This is a genomic window from Bacteroides sp. HF-162 (genome assembly GCF_015679285.1).
Lineage (GTDB): Bacteria > Bacteroidota > Bacteroidia > Bacteroidales > Bacteroidaceae > Bacteroides > Bacteroides uniformis.
Map to the genome: position 1 here is coordinate 2,336,588 of NZ_CP064937.1, position 24,641 is coordinate 2,361,228.

The 24,641-nt window shown below is 41.1% G+C and carries 23 protein-coding genes and 1 pseudogene; 13 read left to right on the plus strand and 11 right to left on the minus strand.

Features of this window, described 5'->3' with window-relative positions:
* Nucleotides 1-13 precede the first annotated feature (13 nt).
* The 11 genes and pseudogenes from ITJ87_RS09430 to ITJ87_RS09475 all read left to right on the plus strand — a co-directional run bounded on the left by ITJ87_RS09430 (nucleotide 14) and on the right by ITJ87_RS09475 (nucleotide 13,293).
* Nucleotides 14-2,599, plus strand: coding sequence for an AAA family ATPase (locus ITJ87_RS09430; RefSeq protein WP_230391773.1), 2,586 nt, complete (start codon nucleotides 14-16; stop codon nucleotides 2,597-2,599).
* Nucleotides 2,600-2,900: 301 nt separating this feature from the next.
* A complete protein-coding gene (locus ITJ87_RS18680; RefSeq protein ID WP_230391774.1) occupies nucleotides 2,901-3,611 on the plus strand; it encodes a helicase C-terminal domain-containing protein in 711 nt (236 codons plus the stop codon).
* Nucleotides 3,608-3,832 carry a hypothetical protein gene (locus ITJ87_RS09435; RefSeq protein WP_118433757.1) on the plus strand — a complete coding sequence of 75 codons (225 nt, stop codon included), beginning with the start codon at nucleotides 3,608-3,610 and terminating at the stop codon, nucleotides 3,830-3,832. Before ITJ87_RS18680 ends, ITJ87_RS09435 begins: the two co-directional genes overlap by 4 nt.
* Nucleotides 3,790-4,053, plus strand: a pseudogene (locus ITJ87_RS09440) (ATP-binding protein); the annotation flags it as partial. The gene ITJ87_RS09435 and the pseudogene ITJ87_RS09440, both read left to right, overlap by 43 nt.
* Nucleotides 4,054-4,080: 27 nt before the next feature.
* Nucleotides 4,081-5,142 (plus strand): DUF2971 domain-containing protein, encoded by a 1,062-nt coding sequence (locus ITJ87_RS09445; protein ID WP_032591964.1) that lies wholly within the window; start codon nucleotides 4,081-4,083, stop codon nucleotides 5,140-5,142.
* 114 nt (nucleotides 5,143-5,256) lie between these two features.
* Nucleotides 5,257-5,538: a helix-turn-helix domain-containing protein gene (locus tag ITJ87_RS09450; RefSeq protein ID WP_032577722.1), complete on the plus strand. Its 282-nt coding sequence runs from the start codon at nucleotides 5,257-5,259 to the stop codon at nucleotides 5,536-5,538.
* Between the two features lie 25 nt (nucleotides 5,539-5,563).
* Nucleotides 5,564-8,392, plus strand: a complete 2,829-nt coding sequence (locus ITJ87_RS09455; RefSeq protein ID WP_118433759.1) for a type I restriction endonuclease subunit R — start codon at nucleotides 5,564-5,566, stop codon at nucleotides 8,390-8,392.
* A gap of 13 nt (nucleotides 8,393-8,405) precedes the next feature.
* The gene (locus ITJ87_RS09460; protein ID WP_118433761.1) at nucleotides 8,406-9,107 is read left to right on the plus strand and encodes a GIY-YIG nuclease family protein; all 702 of its coding nucleotides are present in this window, start codon (nucleotides 8,406-8,408) and stop codon (nucleotides 9,105-9,107) included.
* A gap of 7 nt (nucleotides 9,108-9,114) precedes the next feature.
* Entirely contained in the window at nucleotides 9,115-10,668 is a 1,554-nt protein-coding gene (locus ITJ87_RS09465; RefSeq protein WP_141412032.1) for a type I restriction-modification system subunit M, read from the plus strand.
* A gap of 7 nt (nucleotides 10,669-10,675) precedes the next feature.
* Nucleotides 10,676-12,082, plus strand: a complete 1,407-nt coding sequence (gene rhuM / locus ITJ87_RS09470; protein ID WP_162502258.1) for a RhuM family protein — start codon at nucleotides 10,676-10,678, stop codon at nucleotides 12,080-12,082.
* 80 nt (nucleotides 12,083-12,162) lie between these two features.
* Nucleotides 12,163-13,293, plus strand: coding sequence for a restriction endonuclease subunit S (locus tag ITJ87_RS09475; RefSeq protein ID WP_196096329.1), 1,131 nt, complete (start codon nucleotides 12,163-12,165; stop codon nucleotides 13,291-13,293).
* On the opposite strand, the gene ITJ87_RS09480 is transcribed toward ITJ87_RS09475, so the two are convergent.
* The gene (locus ITJ87_RS09480) at nucleotides 13,286-13,756 is read right to left on the minus strand and encodes a restriction endonuclease subunit S (RefSeq protein WP_192919023.1); all 471 of its coding nucleotides are present in this window, start codon (nucleotides 13,754-13,756) and stop codon (nucleotides 13,286-13,288) included. The genes ITJ87_RS09475 and ITJ87_RS09480 overlap by 8 nt on opposite strands.
* Here ITJ87_RS09480 and ITJ87_RS09485 point away from each other — a divergent pair.
* A complete protein-coding gene (locus ITJ87_RS09485; RefSeq protein ID WP_149952633.1) occupies nucleotides 13,755-14,390 on the plus strand; it encodes a restriction endonuclease subunit S in 636 nt (211 codons plus the stop codon). The two genes, ITJ87_RS09480 and ITJ87_RS09485, sit on opposite strands and share 2 nt — an antisense overlap.
* On the opposite strand, the gene ITJ87_RS09490 is transcribed toward ITJ87_RS09485, so the two are convergent.
* On the minus strand, nucleotides 14,383-15,528 hold the full coding sequence (locus tag ITJ87_RS09490; protein ID WP_230391775.1) for a restriction endonuclease subunit S: 1,146 nt from the start codon (nucleotides 15,526-15,528) through the stop codon (nucleotides 14,383-14,385). The two genes, ITJ87_RS09485 and ITJ87_RS09490, sit on opposite strands and share 8 nt — an antisense overlap.
* Before the next feature lie 58 nt (nucleotides 15,529-15,586).
* Between ITJ87_RS09490 and ITJ87_RS09495 the strand changes: the two genes are divergently transcribed.
* The gene (locus ITJ87_RS09495; protein ID WP_117513486.1) at nucleotides 15,587-16,513 is read left to right on the plus strand and encodes a site-specific integrase; all 927 of its coding nucleotides are present in this window, start codon (nucleotides 15,587-15,589) and stop codon (nucleotides 16,511-16,513) included.
* Between the two features lie 67 nt (nucleotides 16,514-16,580).
* On the opposite strand, the gene ITJ87_RS09500 is transcribed toward ITJ87_RS09495, so the two are convergent.
* The 9 genes from ITJ87_RS09500 to ITJ87_RS09540 all read right to left on the minus strand — a co-directional run bounded on the left by ITJ87_RS09500 (nucleotide 16,581) and on the right by ITJ87_RS09540 (nucleotide 24,576).
* Nucleotides 16,581-17,168, minus strand: a complete 588-nt coding sequence (locus ITJ87_RS09500) for a hypothetical protein (protein WP_195427057.1) — start codon at nucleotides 17,166-17,168, stop codon at nucleotides 16,581-16,583.
* A gap of 242 nt (nucleotides 17,169-17,410) precedes the next feature.
* The gene (locus ITJ87_RS09505; RefSeq protein WP_225550585.1) at nucleotides 17,411-17,956 is read right to left on the minus strand and encodes a hypothetical protein; all 546 of its coding nucleotides are present in this window, start codon (nucleotides 17,954-17,956) and stop codon (nucleotides 17,411-17,413) included.
* Nucleotides 17,957-17,960: 4 nt separating this feature from the next.
* The gene (locus tag ITJ87_RS09510; protein WP_141412029.1) at nucleotides 17,961-19,172 is read right to left on the minus strand and encodes a relaxase; all 1,212 of its coding nucleotides are present in this window, start codon (nucleotides 19,170-19,172) and stop codon (nucleotides 17,961-17,963) included.
* The gene (locus tag ITJ87_RS09515; protein WP_060385806.1) at nucleotides 19,169-19,588 is read right to left on the minus strand and encodes a hypothetical protein; all 420 of its coding nucleotides are present in this window, start codon (nucleotides 19,586-19,588) and stop codon (nucleotides 19,169-19,171) included. The genes ITJ87_RS09510 and ITJ87_RS09515 overlap by 4 nt, the downstream gene beginning before the upstream one ends.
* 314 nt (nucleotides 19,589-19,902) lie before the next feature.
* Complete coding sequence (locus tag ITJ87_RS09520; RefSeq protein WP_117513479.1) at nucleotides 19,903-20,973, minus strand: AAA family ATPase; 1,071 nt, start codon at nucleotides 20,971-20,973, stop codon at nucleotides 19,903-19,905.
* A 2-nt stretch (nucleotides 20,974-20,975) separates the two neighbouring features.
* On the minus strand, nucleotides 20,976-21,350 hold the full coding sequence (locus tag ITJ87_RS09525) for a helix-turn-helix domain-containing protein (protein ID WP_117513477.1): 375 nt from the start codon (nucleotides 21,348-21,350) through the stop codon (nucleotides 20,976-20,978).
* Between the two features lie 99 nt (nucleotides 21,351-21,449).
* Nucleotides 21,450-22,295 carry a hypothetical protein gene (locus tag ITJ87_RS09530; RefSeq protein WP_117513475.1) on the minus strand — a complete coding sequence of 282 codons (846 nt, stop codon included), beginning with the start codon at nucleotides 22,293-22,295 and terminating at the stop codon, nucleotides 21,450-21,452.
* A gap of 169 nt (nucleotides 22,296-22,464) precedes the next feature.
* The gene (locus ITJ87_RS09535; RefSeq protein ID WP_117513473.1) at nucleotides 22,465-23,580 is read right to left on the minus strand and encodes a site-specific integrase; all 1,116 of its coding nucleotides are present in this window, start codon (nucleotides 23,578-23,580) and stop codon (nucleotides 22,465-22,467) included.
* Between the two features lie 117 nt (nucleotides 23,581-23,697).
* Nucleotides 23,698-24,576, minus strand: coding sequence for a helix-turn-helix domain-containing protein (locus tag ITJ87_RS09540; protein ID WP_117513472.1), 879 nt, complete (start codon nucleotides 24,574-24,576; stop codon nucleotides 23,698-23,700).
* Nucleotides 24,577-24,641 lie beyond the last annotated feature (65 nt).

A 24,641-nucleotide genomic window follows, 5' to 3' on the forward strand; every position in this document is an offset into this window, starting at 1 on the left:
AAAGATTAAAAAAATGAAACATATATCTGTTCGAGTACCTTGGCACGACAATGGTTGGAATTCGCATGTATGTGCAAATCCTCGTTGTAATACATTCTGTAAACAACTACCTAATATTGTCAACTCAAAAGTAGATTGTGAGCAGTTGTCGTGTGGAATCGGCTGGTCTAAATTAACTACAAAAGAACGTCCTGCTTGTGCTGGAGAGAATGGGGGATTCATGAATTACAAGGCTTATGAGCGTGAATTTATTCACATATATGCTTGGAATTCAGACAATCCACATTCTAAGTTATTACCTACAAAAGTAATGATACCAGCTTATTCAGCTCTTGGAATACCATTCCGTTACTTGAATATGGATGCACAGAAAGACCTTAGCAAGGAGCATCCTGAATTTCGCCCTGCCGAAAGTGCACCTTTCGGTTCGGCTTGGGTTTATAATCCTGAGCGATTGTATGATGTGCTTAAATGGTTCAGCTCAGAGATAACCGAGGAATCGATATGCGTCTTTTATTGTAAGAAAGGCAATCCGATTGACGATGAAGGTTTACGAATGATTGTGGGAATGGGGGATATAGTAAAAAATTGTGGTGTTCAAGACTACGAAACAACTGCCGATTATACATATCCCTTATGGGAGATAATGTTCTCTCATTCCATTCGCCCAGACCTGAAAGAATCTCGCGGCTTCATTCTCCCCTATAAAGAATATCTGGAGTTGGATGAGAATATATTCCAAGGGAAGGGTCTGTCAAAGATACAGGCTCTTGATGAGATCAAATTATCGCTGGATAAATTTGACAGTAGCGGAAAGATATTTGATGAACTATCATATGGTTGTGATTTTATAAGCAATCATTCAATGCTATTGATTCTTGAAGCTGCTCGGCGTTCGTTGGAGGCAGTAATTCGACATGGCTTGGCTGGCTCAATCGAGGGATGGCAATGTCAACTCAGGTGGATTGATGCCCGTATTGAGCATGTCAAGAAACAAATCACTCCCTTCCCTTCATTCGCTTCAGCACTTAAAGCGCTGGGAATAGATTATGGCAATCTGATTGAAAGCGACCTGCGAAAAAAAGGATGTGGACCGAAAGACAATCCCTGGGGGCATTTTGAAAAGTTGCTAAATAAGGAAATCAAAGTTGATAGTGCTGTTTACAACTCGTCTCTTCCTACGTATCGAATAAGTTGGGAGGGCCAAACAAGTAATGTACGTGAGCGTCTTATCACTTTATCCAGATTTGAACTTGAATCCGATGTTATTGAGCATTTTATAGATGATGTAGAGTCTGATATACTAAGCAATCCATACCTCATCAGCGAATGGTGCGCTCGGAATTTTATAGAGAAAGTTTCAACGCGTACAATTGATCTTGGAGCCTTCCCCGACCCAACAATTCAGGGTGATAATGTTCCAGTGCCTCCGTTCGCAGCGGAGTCCATTTTGGATACTCGACGCCTTAGATCATTAGTCGTTGAAAGGCTTTATTCCGTTCTAACAGATGGTGATACCCTTGTGTCAATAAAAGAGATGGAGGACTATCTGCGCGACATAATGACGGAAGAAGACAAAGCTCGCCTCCCGAAAAACATACTTCTCACACATCGCCAGTTTTTTGAAGTATCCTTCGATTATGTTCCTGATGAGAACCCTACTGCTATCCAACTCAAGGAATATTATCAAATGGAGGAGTTTCTTCGGAAAGTGCTACGAGAAAGAGCAAAGAGAGATGTTAAGAAGCCTACCGGTGAGGACTGGCTATCCCTCGCTATGTCAGACAAGAATTATGATCCTACAAACGAGCGCAGTCAACAGGCTACTGAACAGCAGGCCAAAGCTCTTGAAATGATGGACAAAAAGCGCCTTTCAGTTCTCACGGGAGGCGCAGGTACCGGTAAGACTACCGTAGTGAGATCCTTTCTCTGTTCTGACAAGATAAAAGCAGAAGGCGTTCTGCTGCTGGCTCCCACTGGAAAGGCGAGAGTAAGGCTCAGTAATATGGCCGAAAATGTGAGTTCAAAAACCGTAGCTCAGTTTCTTGCCAGTCTCGGCGCCTTCGATTTTGAAAACATGAAACCGCGTCTAACTGAAGACTCGCGCAAATACTCACGTGCTAAGAATATAATCATTGATGAATGTTCGATGCTAACTACCGACACGTTTCATGCGCTTATTATGTCGCTTGACCTGAAGTTCATAAACCGAATAATACTTATCGGAGACCCCTATCAGCTACCTCCGATAGGTCCGGGCAGGGCTTTCTCGGATTTATGCCATTATCTTAATTGTGATGACGCGGACGCCAATCTGAAATCTGCCATTACCTATCTCCGCACCGTTGTGCGCACAATAGCCAGTGGAGATTCAGATGTCTTGACTTTGGCCTCTTGGTTCAGTGGAAACAAACCGGAGAAATTTGCCGATGAAATATTTTGGAAAATCGAAAGCAAGAATCTCAAAGGCGATCTTTCAGTTTATTACTGGAACGATGAAAAGGATCTGCCTCAAATCCTTAGGGATGCAATTTGCAAGGAACTCGCTTGTTCCGATGTCGAACTGCCAGAATCCTTGAAGCAAAAAAATAGGTATTGACGACTTAAAATCGCTTGAGTCAGATCCGGCAGCGCTCGAAAATCTTCAGATTCTTGCTCCAGTAATAAATCTCGCATGGGGTACATATCAACTGAATTCCTATCTTCAGTCATGGGTTGGAAATAATATCAATCGCAAAGGGGATTATCAGGAAATCGGAACCCAGAAGATATATAAGAATGATAAAGTCATTCAACTTCAAAATATATTACGAGAATCCTATCCATCAAAAGAAAAATATCCTCTCTCCAATGGCCAGATAGGCTTTGTTAAGTCTATAAATAAAGGACATATCAATGTTATGTATGTTGGCATACCTCATGAAACCTTCGGCTTCAGGGGAGATAAAGGGGAAGACCAGGATGCTGCTATTGAGCTTGCATACGCTATTACAATCCATAAAAGCCAGGGCAGCGATTTTGATACGGTTTTTGTGGTATTGCCCAAAACCGGCCGCATTTTAAGTCGTGAGTTGATATATACAGCTCTTACCAGAGCAAAGAAGCGTGTAGTCCTGCTTGTTCAAGATTCTATTGGTTGGTTGAGAGAATTTACTAAACCACAAGCCTCAGTGCTCGCACGACGAAATACCAATCTATTTGACTATTCCGTTCGAGCCGAACGTCTTAATATTCCTTATGTTGAGGGCCTGATTCATGGAACAGCCAAGAAAGGTCTGTTTGTGCGTAGCAAGTCAGAAGTTGTAATTGTAAACCAATTGGTAAATGCTGGGGTGGAATTTGAGTACGAGCAACTACTGGAAGAAAATGGCCACCGATGCATTCCCGACTTTTCCTTTGAAACCCCATGGGGTGATAGAATCATCTGGGAACATCTGGGAATGCTTGTCGTTCCGGAATACAAGGCTTCATGGGAGCGTAAACTAAAATTCTACGAGGAAATAGGTTATACCCTCGGAGGAAATCTTTTCACGACTTGCGATCATGAAAATGGTGCAATAATGACCGAAGAGGTGGAAGACGTCATCAGAAAAATCAAGGAGCAGTTATGAATCAGGAGGAGGAATTATATTTCAAGGTACTCAGTAAACAAGGTCGGGAGGCTTGGACAATCTTCAAGAATCCTATGTATCGTGGAGCATTGGAAATCGCCCAGAATCTTTATAAAGACAAAGCACATTTTGTGTATGAGTTACTTCATAATGCCGATAACCAAGGCGCTACCCATGTCTCAATGAGGACAAGAAGCCGGAACAAGTTGAATTTGATGTGATGGCAGAATCGCTCGATAAAAAGTATCTGCTGGTTGACGAATGCAAATGGACAACCCAAGAGAATGGCAAACAACTGACAGGCGAACTTCTCCGTAAAGCTAATTTGTTACTATTTATCAAGAACTACACCATCGTTCCGGTGCTGTTTCTTAAGAGTGCTCTGAAAGATGATGCTGGGAATGCAATGTTGCCAGAAGATGTTATTGAGTTAATGAAATAAAAGGATATAACAATTCACGACTTAAAGATGCTAGATTTTAGAAAACAATTTCAGGAAATTATAGAGCAATCCTATATTCCGTTCAATATAGATAAAGCTGCAACTTCAGATGTATGGAGTAATATTTACAAATTGATACTTCCTAATATTCCAGAAAAACTTTTTAGATATCGTAAAATAGACGATAAAGGTTATACTATTGAATCATTAAAATCCGGAACTATTTCATTATGCCATGCAGGAATGTTTCCGGATAAGTATGATTCATATTTATATATAGATCAAGACAAAATTCGCGAAGATTTAAAAAAGGCATTAAAGGATGCATTGCGCATAACATTGTCGCATATAACCCAGAAATCCTCTGATATAAGGGCAGAAAAGGCAACGCAAATATGTTACTACAGAGAGTGTGGATATACGGATGAACAAATTATAGATAAAATATTGACAGATGAATATATGGATTTTTGTAACAACATTGGGTCTGCGATAAAAAAGCAAGAGTCGCGTTTTAGAAATCCGAGAAATAGTGCAAAAATAGCATGTTTTACAGAAAGTGTACAGTCAAAATATATGTGGGATAGATATGCTGATGGGTATAAGGGATTTGCATTAGAATACGATCTTAGAAAATGTATTTTTAAATATAACTCATTGGGAATGGATGTAAATCTCTTTCCTGTGATTTATACTGAATTAAGACCTGACGTTACATTGGATGAGGGAAATATTCATACTTACGAGTATTTTAAGCAAGTTGGAGATAAAAATTGGTTGAACTTTTTGTCTTCCATGATATCAGTCAATCAATTATATTGGTATCGATCTTATCTTTATAAGGACCAAAAAGAATACGAACATGAACATGAATGGAGAATGCTGTATTATAACTTAGAGGATGAGAATAATTATGCATCAATTCCAGATGTCGGATGTTTGAATGCAATTTATTATGGTCCAGATATAATCCCAAAGGATAAGGATGAATTACATCTGATTGCAGTTGAAAAAGGACTGAAAGAGTATGATGTTGCTCTTGATGCTGGTAGCCGTAGATATGATTTAAGGATAACAGCAATTAAATAGGAATATTCTTTGCTCAAAAAAAAAATCAATCAACAACCTGAAAGTTGTGTCATCTCGATTATTTATACTACCTTTGCCTACAGAGTAAGGCAAAGGTATTTTTTGATGTATACAATGGCTGAAAAACAGATAGACACGGTTTTAGGATTGGTTGAAGGAACGGAGGAGAATAAAGACGAAAAGTGGATGTGTCATTCGCAAGCTATCGCTGCAACTATGTCAAACCGAATGGAGGAACTTGGTATGACACAACGAGCGTTGGCCGAGAAGATGAATTGCACTCAGCAATATGTCTCCAAGGTGCTGAAAGGTCGCGAGAATCTGTCATTAGAAACCTTGTGCAAGATAGAAAATGCATTAGGCATCAGAATACTGCAAGCCGGAATAGATAAGTAATAACACCATAACAGGGCGCAAGAATATGTCAATACAGAGCGAAGCGGCGTTGGAAGCCGGACTGATAGCCACACTTCGGCAAATGGACTACGAGTATGTTCAGATTACCGAAGAAGATAATCTTTATGCCAATTTCAAGCGGCAGTTGGAAATTCACAACAAGAAACAACTGGCGGAAGTTGGCCGTAACTCATTTACGGATGAAGAGTTCGAGAAGATATTAATCTATCTGGAAGGTGGTACTCGCTTTGAAAAAGCAAAGAAGCTTCGCGACCTATATCCTCTTGATACGGCTAACGGACAGCGCATTTGGGTAGAGTTTCTTAATCGTACCCAATGGTGTCAGAACGAATTTCAGGTTTCGAGCCAAATTACGGTGGAGGGACGAAAGAAGTGTCGCTATGATGTGACGATTCTTATCAATGGTCTCCCTTTAGTTCAGATTGAATTGAAACGTCGGGGAGTAGAACTCAAACAGGCATACAATCAGATTCAACGCTATCATAAGACATCCTTTCATGGGTTGTTCGATTATATTCAGTTGTTTGTCATCTCCAATGGTGTGAACACTCGTTATTTCGCCAATAATCCCAATGGCGGATATAAATTTACATTCAACTGGACGGATGCGGCAAACCTGCCATTCAATGAACTGGATAAGTTTGCTGTGTTTTTCTTGGAAAAGTGTACGCTCGGTAAGATTATCGGAAAGTACATCGTATTACATGAAGGTGATAAATGCTTGATGGTGTTGCGCCCATACCAGTTCTATGCAGTAGAAAAGATATTGGATCGAGTGCAGAACTCCAATGATAACGGTTATATTTGGCATACAACAGGGGCAGGAAAGACTTTGACTTCATTCAAAACTGCGCAACTCGTTTCGGAGTTAGATGATGTAGATAAGGTAATGTTCGTTGTCGACCGCCATGACCTTGATACACAAACACAGTCGGAATATGAAGCCTTTGAACCGGGAGCCGTTGACGGTACGGACAATACGGACGAGTTGGTAAAACGTCTGCATAGCAACTCCAAGATTATCATTACCACTATTCAGAAACTCAATGCAGCCGTAAGCAAGACATGGTATAGCAGCAAAATAGATTCGATACGCCATTCTCGTATCGTGATGATATTCGATGAGTGCCATCGTAGCCATTTCGGGGAGAGTCATAAGAAGATTATGCAATTCTTCGATAATGCCCAGATATTCGGATTTACCGGAACTCCAATATTTACAGAGAATGCAGTTGATGGTCATACGACCAAAGAGGTGTTCGGCAACTGCCTGCATCGCTATCTGATTAAGGATGCCATTGCTGATGAGAATGTTCTCGGTTTTCTTGTGGAATACTATCATGGCAGTGAGGAGGTGCAGAACGGCAGTACCAATCGCATGACGGAAATAGCCCAATTCATCCTTAATAATTTCAATAAGTCAACATTTGACGGAGAGTTCGATGCGCTGTTTGCCGTGCAGTCAGTGCCGATGCTTATCCGTTATTACAAGATATTCAAGGAACTGAATCCTAAGATTCGTATAGGTGCAGTATTTACCTATGCAGCCAATGGAAGTCAGGATGATGAACTGACAGGAATGGGTACAGGTTCTTATCTGAATGACAGTGCAGGCGAAGTCGATGAGCTGCAAGCCATCATGGATGACTATAACGAAATGTTCGGCACATCGTTTACGACTGAGAACTTCCGTGCATATTACGATGACATCAACCTGCGCATGAAAAAGAAGCGAGCCGATATGAAGCCGCTTGATCTTTGCCTTGTTGTCGGAATGTTCCTTACCGGTTTTGACAGCAAGAAACTTAATACGCTCTATGTAGATAAGAACATGGAATACCACGGCTTGTTGCAGGCATTTAGCCGGACGAACCGTGTGCTGAACGAAAAGAAACGCTTCGGAAAGATTGTATGTTTCCGTGATTTGAAGAGCAATGTGGATGCTGCTATCAAATTATTCAGTAACAGCAACAATCCGGAAGAAATAGTGCGACCTCCGTTTGAAGAAATCAAACAGGAATACAAGGAACTTGCATCCGATTTTCTGAAGAAATACCCGGACACAAACTGCATAGACCTTTTGCAGAGCGAAACGGCTAAGAAAGAGTTTGTTTTGGCATTTCGTGATATTATCCGTAAACACGCAGAGATTCAAATATATGAGGATTATAGCGAAGAAGCTGATGATCTCGGCATGACGGAACAGCAGTTTATGGATTTCAGGAGTAAGTATCTTGATATCCATGATACTTTTGCACTCGTTGATCCAGCTCCGTCTTCCAAACCGGATGATAATACAGATACTTCGGATGATGGAGACCTCGGCGATGTGGATTTCTGCCTTGAGCTTTTGCATAGCGACGTTATCAATGTGGCATATATCCTTGAACTCATTGCAGAACTTGACCCATATAGTGCCGATTATGCGGAACGCCGTCAGAATATCATTGACACGATGATTAAGGACGCTGAAATGCGCAGCAAAGCCAAACTTATCGATGGCTTCATTCAAAAGAATGTGGATGACGATAAGGAAAACTTCATGATGCAGCGAGGCAAGGTTGACGGTACAAGCGATTTGGAAGAACGGTTGAACCGCTATATTGCCGTTGAGCGAGAAAATGCCGTCAACTCATTGGCTGAGGAAGAGGATATATCGTCATCGGTATTGAATCACTTCCTTAAAGAATATGATTACCTGCAAAAAGAGCAGCCAGAAATCATACAAAAAGCATTGAAAGAGAAGCATCTCGGCCTGATAAAAACGAGAAAGGCGTTGACAAGGATTTTAGACAGATTGCGTAATATCATACGCACTTTCAGTTGGGATTAAAAGGAATACAGATATGGTAAAGACAAATGAACCAGGATATGTGTATATCTTGACTAATCCAAGTTTTCGTGAGGATTGGGTCAAGATCGGTAAAAGTGCGCGACCTGTTGATATACGTTCCAAGGAACTTGATAATACGGCAGTTCCGTTGCCTTTTGAGATTTATGCAACCATTCAGACTGTCAAATATAACGATGTTGAAAAACATGTACACAAGACCATCGACCGGTTGACGGATTTGCGTATTCGCCAGAATCGGGAGTTTTTCAATGTGCCGCCGCAAATAGCTTTGGATATATTCAATGACATAGCCAAGATGATTGATGATGCGGTTGTCACGGTCTATGTAGATAATAAACCGGTTTGTCATAATGAAAAAGAATCGTTGTCTGTAATGCAGAAACGAACCGTAAAACGAGGACGTTTCAAATTCAGCATGGTCGGTATTAAAATAGGCGAATGCGTTACCTTTATTCCTACGAATACAGAAGTCAAGGTGGCAAGCGATGATTCCGTTGAATATGAAGGGCGTATTTATAAATTGTCCCCTTTTGTCGGTACGTTTATGCCAGAAGAGAAACGGAATACATCAGGTGCATATCAAGGGGCAAAATATTTCTCATATAAAGGGAAAGTGCTGGATGACCTGAGAAGTATAATAGAGAGCAATATACCATTGCCGGAAAGTGATGTAATACAGAATAATATAGAGTAATAAAGATATGAGCGAAGAACTGCAACAGAAACTCCGTGACCAGCTTTGGGAGGTCGCAAACCGTTTGCGCGGCAATATGTCGGCAAGCGATTTCATGTATTTTACCTTGGGCTTCATTTTCTACAAATATCTGTCGGAGAAGATAGAAACGTATGCTAACAGTGCTTTGGAGGATGATGAAGTTACATTCAAGAAATTATGGGAAATGCCCGATTCGGATGCTGCGGAATTGCAGGAAGAGGTCAAGAACCAGTGCTTGGAAAATATAGGCTACTTCATTGAACCGAAATTCTTGTTTTCTTCCGTAATCGAAGCTATCAAGCGGAAAGAAAATATACTTCCGATGCTGGAGCGTTCATTGAAACGCATTGAGGATAGTACGCTCGGACGTGACAGTGAAGAGGATTTCGGTGGTCTGTTTTCGGATATTGACCTTGCTTCCCCTAAGCTCGGAAAGACAGCAGATGACAAGAATACGCTTGTTAGCAATGTTCTGCTTGCACTCGATGACATAAAGTTTGGTGTGGAGGCATCGCAGGAGATTGACATTTTGGGCGATGCTTATGAGTATATGATTAGCCAGTTTGCTGCCGGTGCAGGCAAGAAAGCAGGTGAGTTCTATACTCCGCAAGAGGTCAGCCGTATATTGGCGGAGATTGTTACTCTTGGACATAACCGTTTGCGTAATGTTTACGACCCTACCTGCGGTAGTGGTTCACTGTTGCTCCGTGCTGCAAGTATTGGCAAGGCAGCATATATCTACGGACAGGAGAAGAATCCGACAACCTACAACCTTGCCCGAATGAATATGTTGCTGCATGGCATCCGCTTCAGCAGCTTCAAAATAGAGAATGGCGATACACTTGAATGGGATGCATTCGATGATATGCAGTTTGATGCGGTGGTTGCAAATCCTCCTTTCTCTGCCGAATGGAGTGCCGCCGACAAATTTAACAACGACGACCGTTTCAGTAAAGCAGGACGGCTTGCCCCTAAGAAAACAGCCGACTATGCTTTTATCCTGCACATGGTTCATCATCTCAATGAAGGTGGTACGATGGCTTGCGTTGCTCCGCACGGAGTTCTGTTCCGAGGGAATGCAGAGGGTGTTATACGCCGCTTCCTGATAGAGAAGAAAAACTATATCGATGCTATTATCGGTTTGCCAGCCAATATATTCTATGGTACAAGTATTCCGACCTGTATTCTCGTATTGAAGAAATGCCGTAAGGAAGACGATAATATCTTGTTCATTGATGCCAGCAAAGAGTTTGAAAAGGTCAAGACCCAGAACAAACTCCGGCCTCAGCATATACAGAAGATTGTAGAAACCTACCGTGACCGCAAGGAAATTGAAAAGTACAGTCATCTTGCTACGTTGCAGGAGGTTGCCGAAAATGACTATAATCTGAATATTCCTCGCTATGTCGATACTTTTGAGGAAGAAGAGCCTATCGACATCAAAGCTGTGATGGCTGAAATAAAGGAATTGGAAGCCAAGCGAGCCGAACTGGATAAGGAGATAGAGATCTATTTGAAAGAATTGGGGCTGGTTGAATAATTACACTATGGCAGAGATAGACAACATCCCCGAAATGCGTCCATCATTCGGCAATATACGCCGTCAGGATGAGGGCGGAAACGAATACTGGAGTTCTCGCGACCTGTGCGCTGCTATGGGCTATTCGGCTTATTGGAAATTCCAAAGAGTCATAGACAAGGCTATCAAGGTGGCAGGTGAAAAAGGAATGAATGTAGACGACCATTTCAACCAAGCGGTTGATATGGTAAGGATTGGAAGCGGTTCATTCCGTAAGGTCAATATCTTCCGTCTGTCTCGTATGGCATGTATGATTGTTGCCGAAAATGCCGATGTCAAAAAAGTGTTGGTACAACAAGCTCGCGATTATTTTACTCGAACAATTTCGACAAACGAATTGATGCAAAATTCGTTGAGTTCTAACATTTTGCTGTATAAAACGGCGCAAGGCGAGGCACGAATAGAAGTGATATTCAACAGTGAAACATTTTGGATGTCACAAAAGCGTATGGCCGATTTGTTCGGGGTGGATGTACGGACTGTCAACTATCATCTTGGTCAGATTTACGAAACAGGCGAGCTTACAAAAGAGGCAACTATCCGAAAAATTGGGATAGTTCAATCAGAGGGAAAAAGGGATGTGGAACGTACACCTCTGTTCTATAATTTGGATGCTATTATTGCGGTAGGTTATCGTGTCAATAGCTATCAAGCCACCCAGTTTCGTATCTGGGCTACATCTGTATTGAAGGAGTTTATTATTAAAGGATATGCGCTTGATGATGAACGTTTGAAGCAGGGAAAACACTTTGGCAAAGATTATTTTGACGATTTACTGGAGCGTATTCGTGAGATACGTACCTCAGAGCGCAGATACTACCAAAAGATAACAGACATCTATGCCGAATGCAGTGCGGATTACGACCCGAAGTCGGATTGTACCAAATTGTTCTTCAAGATGGTGCAAAACATGATGCACTTGGCTGTAACTCATCGTACTGCTGCCGAAATAGTATATGAACGTGCCGACTCGGAAATGCCGCACATGGGACTGACCACTTGGAAAAAAGCTCCCAATGGCAGAGTACAGAAATCTGATACGATTGTAGCAAAGAACTACTTGTCTGACAAAGAGGTTTCAGAACTCAACGGCGTAACTAACGCATTTCTTGAATTTGCAGAACAGCGTGCTCAACGCCATATCATTACAACGATGGCAGACTGGAAGCAGCGTCTTGAACAGTTTCTTGCTACAATGGACTATCAAGCACAAGATTCAGCCGGTAAAGTTTCTCAAGAAGAGGCACGAGAGAAGGCGTATTGTGAGTATGAAAAATATAAAGTGATTCAAGACCGTTCGTTTATCTCCGATTTCGACCGGTTTAATGATGGTGACAAATTGTTGCCGTTTGATATCAATCCCGATAAAGAATAATGATTATGGCAGATAATAACGAAAATAAAGTCCTCAATGTTCCCCATTTGAGATTTCCAGAGTTTAGTGGAGAGTGGGAAATGGCATCACTTCAAGATATAGCCGCTATAAATCCAAAATCAGACCAGCTTCAGAACACTTTTATTTATATAGATTTGGAAGCCGTCGAAAAAGGTGAGTTGAGAAAAATACAAGAAATAATGCGAGAAGAAGCACCAAGTAGAGCACAGCGCGTTATAAATAACAATGATATTCTGTTTCAATGTGTGCGTCCCTATCAGAAAAACAACTATATTCATAAAATTTTAAATACGAGTAATCAACAATGGGTTGCTTCTACTGGATATGCTCAAATTAGGACAACAGAATCACCAAACTATATTTATCATCTATTGAATACAGACGGATTCAATAGAAAAGTAATGGTTCGTTGCACAGGCTCAAGTTATCCTGCTATTAATAGTGAGGATTTAGCAACAATTCGTTTTTATTATACGCCTGACAAAAAAGAGCAATTTAAAATATCTCGATTATTAGACTTGATAGACGAGCGCATCGCTACCCAAAACAAAATCATTGAGAAACTTCAATCCTTAATCAGAGGAATTATGGTTGAACTGCAAAAGCGAGGACTGTCAAATGGGACTTGGAAGAAGGTTCTCCTTTCCAATGTTCTTACCGAAAGAAATGAATTGAATAAGAGCCTTTACCCAGTTTATTCCGTGTCTGTTATTCAAGGGATTGTAAATCAAATGGAATATCTTGGTCGCTCGTTCGCTGCCAGTGATACATCAAAATATCATGTGGTACATTATGGTGATTTGGTATATACGAAAAGTCCAACAGGTTCATTTCCTTACGGAATTATAAAGCAAAGTTACAATCAAAACGAAGTCGCTGTGTCACCTCTATATGGAGTTTATGAGCCTAAAACATTTTCAACGGGTGTGTTCTTGCATGAGTATTTCAAGAGTGAATTGAATACTCTGAACTATCTTCACCCTCTCGTTCAGAAAGGAGCAAAGAACACAATAAATATTGCCAACCAACGCTTCTTAGAGAGCTATGTCGCTATTCCCAGTAATGCTAACGAACTGTTAGCAATATCAAAATTGTTATGCTCGTTAAATACAAAACTGGAATTTCTGCAAAACATACTAAAACAATCTCAAGGACAAAAGCAGTATCTACTTCGTCAGATGTTCATATAAACATCTGACGAAGCAAGTATTGCTTCTGCAAATTATAGTTTACCAGAGCATTCTGTTCTGCTAATAGTTTACTATCTATTGTAGATAACAACTTGGTATATTTAAATTGCTCTGAATGTGACGGACAAAAGACTTTTGCTTTTCCATAGTCCTTGAAATATATGTGAGGTATCGCCATACCAGTTTTATAAGGTTCAAAGTTGAAGACCGTCAGCAAATAATAAAGGTATTGGAGAGAATAACCTTCTTTGGCTTGTAAGGTGTTCAATGTGCCTGCCGCAGAGCACTTGCCTGCCACGTAAAAAACAGTTCCAACTCCTGAACCATCTTTGATAATATAAATGGCTTCATTGAGGGTTGCGTAACAATCAAGGTATCCAACTATGCCATTAGCACCATATACAGGATATGTACCACTTTCTAAGACCTCACTTTCTTGTAAAGTTGAGGAATTGCAAATCATGCAATCCGACAAACGTACATTTGGCTTCCCCCTATGCACCATATTCTGTGCAATTCCTCTGATTAAGGATTATGAAGTCTATAGGTCTGCGATTTCAGAAAGACTTTTCAATGCCATAAAAGGTGATGTTGTTGTATTGGAAGATATAGGTGATGTAGTTAAAGGCAAACAAATCAATGGTGAATTTCTTTCAGAAAGTGGCAAGTATTATGTTATGAATGGAGGAATAGAGCCATCTGGATTTTATAACGATTATAATGTAGAAGCTAACACCATCTCAATAAGTGAGGGTGGCAACTCTTGCGGTTATGTACAATTCAACGCCTGTCCTTTTTGGAGTGGCGGACATTGCTACACAATTCAAAATACTACGGATAATGTAAAAACGGAATACCTGTACCAATTTCTAAAATCAAAGGAGAGTGAAATAATGAAACTTCGTATAGGTTCTGGATTGCCAAACATTCAGAAAAAGGATTTGGCAAAATTTAAAATAACTATACCGAACATCTCTGAACAAAAAGTAATTTCGGCTTTTCTCTCTTCATTTGAAAGAAAAGCCGATGTCGAGATGAATTTTGTAAACTTGTTGCTTGAAGAAAAGCAATATTTACTCCGTCAGATGTTTATATGAACATTTGGTGAAGCAAATAAGTCTTCTGTTGCTGGACGAATTGCAAGATTTTCATTTCCAAATCAATCTTTTGCGCCAATTTTGACAGATGGAGATCAACTTGTTTTTGTTTCTCGATTGATGGTATCACAATTGGAATGTTGCAAAGCTCCTCATAAGAAAGGCAAAGCCTTACACTTCCTTCCAATCTCTTTTGTATGTGATAGAAGAAATTTCTGGATTCAAAGAAAAGTTCAAGATATTCTGGCAGTAAGCAGTCCTTTGTACGAAAACAAATGTACATTGGACTGACAATGCCAGTCTCAAATTTTGTAAGGCGAGCAATTGATCCCACGTTTATTCTTGCAGGGTTATAAGCAAAGTCATTCTTTTCTACAATTTTGTAATTTGATGTGTCGTCACTTGCAACATTCCTATCTTCAAATTGTTCGCTTTGCTTTATAAATCCTTGGCGATTACTAACTGATAATACATTGCATAGATGATTATCCTTGTTTCGTTTTGATATTTGTACAATAGCACCCCCTATATGGGAATGGTAGCTATCTTTGGGGCTATATTCTATTTCAATAATCGCAGACTTTAGCTTTTTCAAATCCTCAATGATTTTGTTTTGGGTGACGATACGTTCATCGAGCAATGTCAGAAGATTTGAAATTTTATTTTGTTCATCCTTATTCTTGGGTATAAACACTCTTATCTTTTGGAGTTCATCGGATGTGATACCTTTGATAGATGTTCCCTGTACTTCTCTTGATTTTCGCTTCATTGTGCGAAGTAAATTATACGAAAGAAATACTGGATGACATTTTATATCTATAATATTACAGAAATCTTGGCTAGTGCATAAAGATGTATGTGATAATGCTACTTTTCCAACACCTACTCTTGATACGATAAGAATGACTGGCGCAGGACAATATTTTGTAGCAGATTTTTCGATAGCATCTTCTGTAATATAACGGGATATAGATATATTATTAATATTATCCTCTTTAATATCAGATGATGAAATCCATGGAATTGAACCTGTCCAAAAGGATAAGTTTGAAGAAGATGGAGTACCTCCACCTATGAATTTACCTAATTCAACTAATTTAAAAGAATCCCACTCTCCACTAAACTCCGGAAATCTCAAATGGGGAACATTACCTATTATATTTCTCTAATTATTAGAACCAATTAAATTCAAGATTATGAATCAGAAGACAATTAGAGAAATTTCGGACGCATGGCGAGAGAACAAGCGACCGTATGTGAAACAATCGACATTGGCAGCCTACATGTTGATTCTTGAAAATCACATTTTGCCAAAGTTTGGTGAGAGTAACGAACTTCATGAAAATGATGTACAAGGCTTTGTGCTTGAAAAGTTGGAAGGCGGATTGAGCATGAAATCTGTTAAGGACATTCTTGTTGTCCTAAAGATGGTTATGAAATTCGGGGTGAAAAACGAATGGATGAACTATTACGAATGGGATATTAAGTACCCAACAGACGTTGCTGGTAAAAAGTTGGAGGTCTTGTCCGTGGCAAATCATAAAAAGATTCTGAACTATATTCAGAGCCACTTTTCCTTTCCGGGACTTGGTATCTATATCAGCCTTAGTACCGGTCTGCGTATAGGGGAGATCTGTGCTTTGAAATGGAGCGACATCAATGTATATGACGGGATTCTAACCGTTAACCGGACGATAGAACGCATCTATATCATAGAAGGAGAGAGAAAACATACAGAGCTGGTCATCAACACGCCAAAGACAAAAAACTCTTGCCGTGAAATCCCGATAAACAAAGAATTGCTTACTATGTTAAAGCCTTTGAAAAAAGTAATTAATGACGATTATTACATTCTTACTAATGATGAGCGTCCGACAGAGCCACGCACATATCGCAACTACTATAAAAGGCTTATGGAGAAACTTGATATTCCCAAGCTGAAGTATCATGGACTGCGTCATAGCTTCGCGACTCGCTGTATAGAAGTCGGTTGTGACTATAAGACCGTTAGTGTATTACTGGGACATTCCAACATTTCGACTACACTGGACTTATATGTTCACCCCAATATGGAACAGAAAAAGCGATGCATAGCTAAGGTGTTCAAGTCACTTGGTAAATAGAGTTATATACAGAGCGAGGAAATTTAGTATCGCAATTTCTTCGCTCTATTTAATTATCACATTTTACTTAATCTGTTTCATCTACAGTGTCAAGTTTAGTTGATATTTTACTCAAGGTTTTCGATATTTCTTCAAGAGAAACTTGAACTGTTTTGTGTGGAGAGACAGAATGGGGTTTGACAAGACCTGCGACCAAATCTTGAGCTGCATCTTCCAATGGACTTTGTACGAGTATGTTAATGCGGTTGACAAAAGTTTTGATGGGAATGATGGAGTTTAAACGATATTTGTCATTATAGCTAACTTCCGTAATTATATTGAAATCCTTATCTTTCCATTTTTGATTAATATCTTCACACCATCCAATAAGGCAGTTCCAAGATTTGCCAGAAGAGATATATACAGGGTTCTGTGAAGTATTGGTGTACATGTTGCGGAATTTATCATCAAGATTGTTGATTAGGTCATCTCCAAAGCTTATTATCACGTTAGATGCGTCAAATTGGCTCGGATTGGATATTTGCAGAATAAAGGCTTTTTTATTTACAATGATTCGGCAGACGAGATGAGGTCGATGTTCCTCCTCCCACTGGCGTTTGATTTCATTTAGTTGGGCTTGATTTTGTTTTAGAGTTAAAAATGTTACAGCAATCATAGCGAATGATGCAATGGCTCCGATGTAAGAAGCCCAAAAGGAAAGCCATGTCTGCGAATCGCCAATAATCGGGAAGTGAGAAGGTATTTGAAGAACAAAATAATAGGGATTATTAGTAGTAATCCTATAAATAATAAGAAGGATAGATATTTCTTGTTGTATAATTTCATTTCATGTCATGTTAGATGTACTCGACAAAGATAAAGAATTATCTTCAATTGTATTCTTACTCATGTAAATTCCTATCTATCAATTAATCTTTTCAGGATTTTCGATAGCAGAATCGTTATTACCATTCCAATCACAGCTGATACTGTACACCATAAAACAGCCTTCCAAATCAATGCCGAGTGCAAAATCTCCGTATTGACCACTATGATGCTAGCGAAAAAAGAAAATAGGACAACCAGTATGATAATCAAGATATAGAATATCGTGTATGGTATGAAAATATGGCTGTCAACCTTACGGATTTTTCGCTCAGTTTCATTACATTTGTCTTGAATTTGGTGAAGGAACTTATCAAGGACAGTTTGCCCGAATTTTTCCGCCTGTTCCTGCGTCCCTTGTGCAATAGCCACTTTGTACTCTCGTAGAAATTCGAGCAGATTGTCCAGATTTGTAATTATATAATGCACGTTGTCATTCAGGCTGGCAAGTTCCTTGATGTTCTCTTTGAGTAGCCGTTTCTCTTCCTCCAGATATTCATTCTTTGGAGTGGCTTTTATGGATTCCGCTTCATTCATTTCAGCGGAAAAATCGAATTTCTTTTTCATGTTCGGCTTCATAGGCTTATCGTTTTAATCCTGTTTTCGTTTTCTTTCCTAACGAACGGTTGGCAACACGAGCGCATCTGCGAGCCCATTGCAAATCGTCTTCGTCCTTGTCTCTCCACGGAAGGTCGCTTTGCGAACCTCCGCCACCACCTCCAGTTACAACATTCTGCGTATCAAGTAGCCCAACAAAAATAGCTACCGCTATATCAGTAAGCTCTTGACAGTTGGCAACAAACCTGTAATCGAACTCGTCATTGAAACAGTCAAGCACTTTTCCCGGAATATAGAATCGGTATTCCTTGCCTTCATGGTTAAGGGTATAGGGAATCATGTCTGAACGGTCTGCGCGATATTGGGTGTAGTCAATAGGGACAGCCTTATGTTCTGCTGGTTGTTGGACGACTTGGGGAGTATTGTTCTTAATGGTTGTGGTCGGCTGGTGGTGCAGTTTCTTCCATGTTGTAGGAAGTTTCGAGATCATAAGATTTCTGCCGACTCCCAATTCTGAAGCCTTGTATTTGGTATTCCCATGCACGAGTGCATAACCACGGAGAATACCTTGCTTGTCCTCTCGTTCATGCACGGTATAGCCTTTCTGTGCAAGGGCATTCTTATACTCATCCCATGACCATGACGGCATCGCTCTCAACACCTCCATACAGTCCTTGTTCACCTGTGGGATGTTGCGATTTCGGATTTGTGCCGCAGTCGTCCAGCCACGTTTCTTTGCCACTCGCTCTGCTGCACGTTGCGCCCGGAGATGAATATTGTGGTCATTGTTGATATTTCCATCTTCATCCAAACGGCAAACCGCAGCATGGAGGTGGGGGACTTCACCTTTGGATTCCGTATGCAACCAAACCGAGTATTTGCTATTAGCCAAATTGGTTTGGCAAGAACGGACTTTTCCGTTCTTACCGGTAATCACTTGTTTGTCGAACTCCTCTGCGAAGTCGTGCCAGAGTTTTTGCCAGTCCTCGATGTCATAGAATCGGGTATGTTCGGGTGATGGACTCAGCTCGATTCTGATAACGGAGTTCTTTATCGGTCGATGCTGGGATAGGGTCAACTGCATGGAGTTCCATATCCCCATAGCATCCGGTTCTGAGGACAACAGATTGTCCAATACCCGATAGATTTTCTCCGGATGCTTCTTATGCTGTGATTCGCCGGTAATGTAACGGAGGTCGTTTATGCCGTGCGATATGGCTTTGGCTTTCGCAATCATTCTTCTTCGGATTTAGGGGTGGACGGAATTTTGTTCTTCTCTTTTACAGCATTCAGGAACTGGCAGATATTTTCAGCCACATTACCTAATTCTTTCAGCCAGCCCACCATAAACGGAACCTGATTGAACATTGCCATGCGCTGCTTTGTGGACATTCCGTGTAGGGCGGAGGTGTATTTTACGAGGTCTGACCGACAATCGTCCAGATTCTGTAACAGTACCGCTTCTTCTTTCGTGAGCCTTGCTTTTGGCTTGAAGTTATACGCACGTGATAATATATAGTCACTTACAGTCATGCCGCATTGTCCGGCCAGTGATTTTATATGCTCCTTCTGAGTAGGAGTGACTTTTGCTCCGATGAAGACACTTCTGGTTTCTTTCGAGGAGTCCGATGTATTTTCAATATCTTCTTTCATCTGAATCATTTTATAATGGTTGAATAGGTGCGAGCTTGCGAGTACCGCACCAGCAAGGGAACTGAGCAGGCGAGAGCGCCAATGTACAACCGTAACGCAGTGAGGTTATACCTTGGCATATCTCGCAACAGTTACCTGTTGATGCTTCACGGCAAGCCATATCGGATGCGTATAGTGAACTGGCACTCGGATAGGAAACATAGAATGAAATGAGCCTCTAAAAGAGGGGAGAATATGAATATCTCACATGATGTCTTCCTGCCGACTTTACTTTATTCTTATGTATACGCCCCGACAATAAAGTAAAGTTGAACTCAATAATGGTATTCTGGATTGAAGGCATAATCTTTCCCTTCTTTTATAACCATTTGTTTGTCGCTTAGCAATGTTGCGACCTTTACCGCCTTGTTATAACCGAGTTTTATACCCTGCAATCCGTAACCCTCTTTCAAGCGTTCTATATAATCATCGTAATTGCTGATGTTGCCATTGGCAAAAACGGTATCCAATGCTGGACGATGTACATTCTTTGGAATCTCCTTGTCTGGATCGAACGGTCCTTTGGTTGGTCGTCCGGTCTTCTTCTCTTTGGGCAGATAGGACTCTACCGGTTCGGGCATGGCTTCCTCGTTTATGCGGAAGGCGAAAGGCTCAAACTCACGGTCACGGATATGGACGGCTTCGACCACGCTTACAGCTTTGTCCTCTTTGTCCACTTCGACCTGCATGATGGTTTCCGCTTTATTGTTTAGTTCCGTGCCGATGTGACCACGGGCATGTTCATCATTCTTGTTCTGATGCAAGACGGTATGGATATGGATTTGCCTGTCATCCGTCCACTGCATGAATTTGGAGATGATGTCGGTGGATTCGCTGGAGGAGTTGATGTCGTAAAGGAAATCACGAATGCCATCTATGATGACCAATCCCAAATCCGGTATTGTGCCAATGGCCTGTTCAACTATCGCTAGACGTAGTTTAGGGGAAAACTTGCGCAGAGCCAGCATAATCAGATTATCCGGATTCTTGTATTCCGGCAAGTCGGCCAAACGTAATATGCGTTTCAATACTTGTTGGCAATGATACCGCCCCTGCTCTGTGTCTATGTATAGAATCTTCCGCTTGTTCTCAGGGAACATAGACCGGTAATGAAGTACGGTGCTGCCACTCAATGCCGATGCGACAATGGCTGAAACGTTGAAAGTTTTCTTGCTTTTGGCTTTTCCGATGGAAGCACTGAAGTTTCCCAATGTTCCGATAATGGTATCGTCCACCATCAGAACCATCGGGGAGTGTTCGTATGTACTTGTTACGCTTATTGTAGACTCCGCCATGTAAGCGGCCAATTCTTCCGGAGAAAGAATAATAGTGTCTGTCTTTTCCATCGCTACCAGTTTTTAGGGTTCGGTTTACGGCGATGGGAGGCGAGCAAGGACTCATTCTCGTCCTCGAAACTTTGCGGAGCCGGATTCTTCCGGGAAGATTCCAGCCATCTATCCAGTTCGTCACGATAGATGTAGAGATGCTTTCCTTGTTTTATAACCGGAATATCGTCCTTCTTGACCTTGTAATAAAAGGTCGACAACGGCATTTTAAGATAGTTGCAAGCCTCCTGTACGGTCATGGGGACGTGTGTGTTCTCTTTGGTTTCGTACTGCTTTGAAAGTTTCTCCGTAAGCAGGTTTTCCATACTTGCGATTCTGTCGCATAGTTCGCCTACCACAGTCGGCAGGTCGTTGAATGTCAGTTGGTCTTTTTCCATATTATGACTATTTTAATCATTTAACATGCTGCGAACCAACTCAATGAAACCTTGCAGAACAATACAGACCGGATTAATTATTTCGTCTGCATACTTTTTTTATTGCGAGTCATCATTATCTGCATCTAAATGGAAGCGATAATCGCCTTTATCGGGTACATCAATAGGAATCTGGCTTGGAACATTATCCCGTAAATTGAGCCTGAGATATTCAAGGGTCGCATTTACAAGTTCGTATGGAAATGATTTCTTGATAAAAACTGCTCTTTTCGCTAAGGGCACTCCCAAGCGTTCACCGACATTCCATGCCAAATGGCGAAGTCCCGGCGACCTCAGCGGATTGTCTATATTGGAACGAATCGGTTTATATGACTCAGATTGATCGTAAGCCATATGCTCTATATTGGAAATGAGGGTGGCAATATCCTCTTTGGAGAGATAGGGGGCAGTCTTGACGGTTACATATTCCCGAATCACATCCATGATTTCCGCTTGCCTTTCAATCTCTTTCTTTTTGAGTTCCACCAATATGGAATCATATTTATTCAAATGAGAATCTTGCGGACAATCAGAGTTTACAGTATCTTGATTCGACTGTTGGGACGGAGGACATTTCTGTTCAAGCAAATCCATCGGTTGCTCGATGGGCAGTGTTTCAGTAGCATCCGTAGGTTCTATGGCGTTCTCTGATTTTACAATAGGGGTATATGGTTCGCCCAAAGAGAAGTTGATAGGATTTTTTGTCAGCCATTTATAGAAAAATTTGTGCAGGAGCCCGCACAATATGATAGCTATTACCAGTCCAAGGATGACAGGAGTCGTTATACGCATGATATTGATGTCATGGCAAAGGAAAAGATAAGTATCTATGGCCGCATAAATGATAACGGACAGTGCGAGGATAAAACTTATCTTTTTAGTCTGAATTTGTTTTTTATTCGTCATGGTCTGCAAGTATTTGGAATCGTTTTGCGCTAAAGATATAATCGATATTCCAGATAGTTGCAATAAAGAGACTGATAGTTACCAGGTATCATCCTAAATATCACGGTCAGAGTATGATTTTTCACCTAAAATCATACTCTGACCGCAGAAATCGAGGACGAAACGGCTGTCAGTCTTTCCTTGTCAAAGTAATCTTTTTGCTGGCTTCACGCTTGTTGGCATCCACGACTTTGATATACCTTTGCGTAGTGGTTATACTCTTGTGAGCCATTATGCTTTGTATGGTGCGGATGTCCGTTCCTGCCGCAGCTTGCAGCGTGGCGAATGTTCTCCGATACGAGTGGAAAGTTATGTTTTTAGTAATTTCGGCAGAGCGAATCCACTCTTTCATGGGTGCTTGTGTCCAACTGCGCATAAGTCCCTTGAATACCAAACCTTTCTTTTCAGAACTATAGCCTATCAATCCCAATGCCTCCTCGCTGATGGGAATGATGTCTTCCGCTTTGTTCTTTTGTGTAATGATGTGTACGCATTTCCCTCCGGCTGAATAGTCTACAATATCTTCCCAACATAAGGCAAGAATATCACTGATACGTAAACTGGTCATACATGAAAACAGCGATGCTATTTTCAGAATGGGTTTCTTGCACGGTGTTTCAGCCAGTTTATACAGTTCTTCTACAGACAGATACTCTTTGACCACATCTTCCGTTTCAATCTTATCCAAGAAATCATTGACGTTGGTCTTTATCATTCCATTGCGGTAGAGGATTTTCAGGAAGCCCCTGAAAGTCGACCAATATCCCGATGCGGAGTTCCGTGTGATAGGGCCGTTACGTCTCAGTTTCTTGGCCGTGAGCAGATATTCCCGAAACTTGTTACAGAGGTCGATGTCAATCTCTTCAAAGGTGCATTTACCATGTACGAAGTTACTGAAATGCAGATAGACAAACTCCCATTTCTGGTCATGCTTACGGAGCTGCTTGCGATAATACTCCAGAAAGTCTGCCTTGAGTTTGTACTTGTCAAAGAAGTCATACCGTTCATTGACTACCGACTCGAACCTGCGGCAACGGATGGCTTCGGCTTTCTCGGTCATTACCTCGTTGAAATTCTGTTCACGTTTGTTTCTCGGATTGGCATAGATATAAATACCAAGCGATTCATGACGGATAACTTTCATTGTCTCTTTGTCTCGATACCCCGGATAATAATCCAGATAGAAAGACATCATCCTGCCTTTTAGCGGACGTGTCCTTAATGTCACGGTCTTGCATTCATGCATAATGTTATATTTTTATGGTTATTATTAATTCGTCGGCGAAACTCTATAATGTAATCATGCAGATTACCTACAGCAGGGATTAATTTTTGAATAATTTACGGATAGTCATAAATTAGACTATTTGCGGACACCCATTACCCGGTCAAACTCCACTTTCAGGAATCTGACGAACCGTCCGTTCTTCTCACGGTTGATCTGATGGAATTGCAGAATACCGTAAACCGAATCACGAGAGAGCTTGAATTTCTCCATTGCCTCCTTGACGGTATAGTATTCCGCCTTGCTCTCCTGTTCGGAACTCTTCGAGAGGTCGAAGTGGAGCTTGGAGTAGAATATCTGCCCATGCTCCTTCTTGGATGGAATGTTGTTCCGATACACCTGCGAACGGATGGCGACACGTGTCATGCCGTACTTCTCTTGAATCTCTTCCGGTGTGTACCATTCAGTAAGGTCGGAATCCACCTCGTATTTGGCAAAGGCGGCATTGATATGTTTCTTGCTGTAATAGTTGAACTGGCGGATTCTCACTTTCGGCACTTTATGTTGCCGTGTGTAAGTCCACACCCATTTGGCGTTGACCTTATATTTCTCTGCAATTTCTTCAGCAGTGTAATACTCGGTGATGTCGAAGTCGTTTTTTGCAACCAGTCGTTCGTAAGGTTTGCTTTTGAGCATTAACTCTATGTCTGCACGCCTTACCAAAGCCATTCTTCCGCTAATTCGGGATGCTCTAAGTTTATCCTCTTTGACTAATTTATAAATGTACTGACGGCTCACGCCCATCAATCGAGCAGCCTGCGAGAAAGTGAAATATTCTTGCTTCTCCAAACTGGAGCGCAGCTCCTGCATTTCCTGAATGTGGCGCAGTTCCATTTTGCGCTCCTTGATACGATGTTTGTAACCTCGCTTCGAGCATTGAGGGCTACAATAACAGGTCGTTGTTTTCTGTGCAATGAACGGTTTGCCGCACCATTGACAAATTCTCTTTACTTCCATATTTTCTATATCATTTTCTCTGTTTTTTAATTTCCCTTTTTGTCTACACATGTAAACCATTGTCA